The organism is Dietzia sp. B19, assembly GCF_014145155.1.
Taxonomy (GTDB): domain Bacteria; phylum Actinomycetota; class Actinomycetes; order Mycobacteriales; family Mycobacteriaceae; genus Dietzia; species Dietzia natronolimnaea.
In genome coordinates this window covers 199-1,578 of sequence record NZ_JAALED010000501.1, presented here as the reverse complement: position 1 = coordinate 1,578, position 1,380 = coordinate 199, and the positions used below count along the sequence as shown (strand labels likewise).

Below are 1,380 nucleotides of genomic sequence, written 5' to 3'. Positions count from 1 at the left end.
CTCGCCGTAGAGCGAGCCGGCCCCTGTTGCCGCCGGTCAGACACCGTGAATTTGTTGCCGCCGAACGGGTGCCGCCGGTCAGGCACCGTCAGTAGGTTGCCGCCGCGCCGATCACACCGATCAGGACGACGACGACGTCCGCCGCCGCCACGCCCCCGCGATCAGCTCCCCGCGGCCGCGCCGATCAGCTGCCCCAGGTCGAGCCCGTTGATCAGGTCGGCGGAGAACGTGGCCGGGTCGGCCCCGATGTCGCCGAGGGCGGTCGACCCGGAGGTCACCGATCCCAGGCCCAGCCCGTCGAGGCTGCCGGTCACGACCTCGGTCGGGTTGGGCTCGCGGATGGTCACGCAGGTGTTGATGGGGTTGGCCACTCTGTAGCCGCTCACCAGCGCCAGATTCGTGGCGGCGCCGGTGTTGAGCACCTCGCCCGGGGTCGCGTCGGCGGGCACGCGGTAGGTGGTCTCGAGCGTGGCCTTGGCGTTGCCGGCGGTGGTCCAGCCGGCGCCCGAGTAGCGGACCGAGTTGGTCGCCGAATCGCGGGTCACGTCGTTGGTGACGGTGGTCCACGTCTGCCCACCGAGCAGGTACCACACGCTCGAGCGGGCCTGGACCAACTCGAACCCGGCGGGGTGGAAGTCCTGGATCGCCGTCACGAGCGCGCCTGCACCGCTGACCGTGGTCCGGAACGTCACTGTGCCGCCGGGGGCCGCGGTCCCGTCACCCACGACCTCTTTGTTGAGGTAGTAGTTGGTGCCCAGGGTGTTGATGTCGTTGAAGGTCACGGTCTGGGCGGTGGCGCACGCGGAGGGTACGGCGCTGGCGACCGCGGCCCCGGTGCCGACGGCCAGCCCTGATGCGATGAGCAGTGCGGCGGCGCCGGTGGCGATGGAGCGGGTGGTGCGTGAGGTCATGTGGTCCCTGTCTGCAGGCGAGGGGCGTCGAGCCCGCTCGCTGGGGTGAGTGGCGGGCCGTGGGGCGCGGGGTAGGAGTGACGGCGCGCGACGGCCGACCTCACCTTAAGCTCCTCTTAGGAAAGTCGGTGACGTTACGTCCGGCCCTGAGGCCCCCCTCGGCTCCTGCCGAAGACGCTCTTGAAGCCGACTCCGTTCTTGCGCTAGCCTTGCTCCACCAGAAGGGGAGTATCCCTCACGCGTTTCGTCGTCACTACGGTCCTCGGACCCGGCGGAGCGGGCCCGACAGGGCCGGGAGAGACCTTCGATCACCCACTGATCGAAAGGTCCCTGACTATGCACACCCCCCTCTGGCTCTGGCTTGCCGTCCTGGCGTTCATCATCGTGATGCTGGCGATCGACCTCGTCGCCCACCGCAAGGCTCACGTCATCGGCGTCCGAGAAGCCGCCACATGGTCGGCTGTCTGGG

At 69.6% G+C, this 1,380-nt stretch carries 1 protein-coding gene and 1 pseudogene; one reads left to right on the top strand and one right to left on the bottom strand.

Going from position 1 to position 1,380, the window contains the following annotated elements; all coding sequences use genetic code 11:
- Nucleotides 1-161: 161 nt before the first annotated feature.
- Nucleotides 162-911, bottom strand: coding sequence for a hypothetical protein (locus G6020_RS13780; protein ID WP_182611004.1), 750 nt, complete (start codon nucleotides 909-911; stop codon nucleotides 162-164).
- A gap of 336 nt (nucleotides 912-1,247) precedes the next feature.
- On the opposite strand from G6020_RS13780, the pseudogene G6020_RS17210 reads away from it, so the two are divergent.
- Nucleotides 1,248-1,380 (top strand): annotated as a pseudogene (locus G6020_RS17210) (tellurium resistance protein TerC); the annotation flags it as partial.

Bases quoted from the DNA above. Each gene is read 5' to 3' on its own strand.
- G6020_RS13780 (WP_182611004.1), bottom strand. From the start codon at position 911: ATGACCTCACGCACCACCCGCTCCATCGCCACCGGCGCCGCCGCACTG.